The sequence below is a fragment of the Micromonospora sp. D75 genome (genome assembly GCF_018070405.1).
Taxonomy (GTDB): domain Bacteria; phylum Actinomycetota; class Actinomycetes; order Mycobacteriales; family Micromonosporaceae; genus Micromonospora; species Micromonospora chalcea.
This window is the reverse complement of record NZ_JAGPXV010001094.1, coordinates 1-824: the sequence shown is the minus strand read 5'-3', so window position 1 is coordinate 824 and position 824 is coordinate 1. Positions and strand designations below refer to the sequence as shown.

Genomic DNA, 824 nt, shown 5'->3' with positions numbered 1-824 from the left:
GGGGCCCGGGGGCCACGACCGGTTCGGCCCGTCCCGGCGCCGCCGGCCGACCGGCACGCGCAGAATGGGCCGGTGCGGCACGACGACGAGATCGACACACCCCGGGGACGGGCGCGGTTCCGCTTCCACCCGCCCGCAGACGGCGCGACAGTGCTGGTGCTGGGCCACGGGGCAGGCGGCGACGTGGACGCGCCGGACCTCACGGCGGTCCGGGACGCGGTGCGCGACGCCGGGGCCGGGGTGGCCCTGGTGACCCAGCCGTACCGGGTCGCCGGGCGGCGCGCGCCCGCTCCCGCCGGGCACCTCGACGAGGCGTGGACGGCGGTGCTGGCCGAGCTTCGCCGGCGCGCCCCGCAGGTGCGCGACTGGGTGGTCGGCGGCCGGTCCAGCGGCGCCCGGGTGGCCTGCCGCACCGCCGCCGCCGTCGGGGCGGCCGGAGTCGTCGCGCTGGCGTTCCCGCTGCACCCGCCGGGCCGGCCGGAACGCTCCCGGGCCGCGGAACTGCTCACCGGGCTGCCCACGCTCGTGGTCAACGGCGACCGGGACCCGTTCGGCGTGCCCGAACCCGGCCCGGGGATCGAGGTGGTGGTCCGGCCGGGACAGCGGCACGACCTGCGGGGCGACCCGGCCGGCACGGCCGCCGTGGTCCGGGACTGGCTGCGCGTACACGGATGGTTGTCCTGAGCGACGGCGCGCGCCGTGACCGTCGCCCGCGGCGGGTCGTTGCACCGGTTGGTGCCGGCCGCCCGGTTCGGGTGCGCCGGGGCCACCCTCCCAGGCCCTTCCTGGTCCCAGCGGCGGTCGCGGCCGCCGCCGGGGCCAGG

At 80.5% G+C, this 824-nt stretch carries 1 protein-coding gene; it reads left to right on the top strand.

Annotated features, from left to right (window positions below):
- The first annotated feature begins 90 nt into the window (after positions 1-90).
- Positions 91-684, top strand: coding sequence for an alpha/beta family hydrolase (locus KBX39_RS32240; RefSeq protein ID WP_233607797.1), 594 nt, complete (start codon positions 91-93; stop codon positions 682-684).
- Positions 685-824 lie beyond the last annotated feature (140 nt).